This is a genomic window from Rahnella sp. PAMC25617, assembly GCF_050606005.1.
Lineage (GTDB): Bacteria > Pseudomonadota > Gammaproteobacteria > Enterobacterales > Enterobacteriaceae > Rahnella > Rahnella variigena.
Genome location: NZ_JBOCUM010000262.1, coordinates 1 through 249, shown reverse-complemented (window position 1 = coordinate 249; position 249 = coordinate 1). Strand labels below are relative to the sequence as shown.

Here is a 249-nt window from a genome sequence, read left to right as displayed (position 1 = left end):
TGACGTCAATATCAGTAACATCTAACATACACATATCCATACAGATATTACCAATTGTGGGTACCAGTTGCCCATTGATAGACATCTTTCCCACACCGTTTCCAAAACGACGGTCATAACCATCTGCATAACCAATCTTAATAGTAGCTGTACGACTAGCACGCTTTAACACACCTGCACGATTGTACCCTACAGTCTCTGTAGCAGCAAGCGATTTGATCTGTGTCACATTAGTTTTCAAAACACTGA

The 249-nt window shown here is 41.0% G+C and carries 1 protein-coding gene; it reads right to left on the bottom strand.

The window, feature by feature from the left end; translation table 11 throughout:
* Nucleotides 1–249 (bottom strand): alanine racemase C-terminal domain-containing protein (locus ACM615_RS24315; protein WP_431012697.1); only part of this gene is annotated, 249 nt, incomplete at both ends.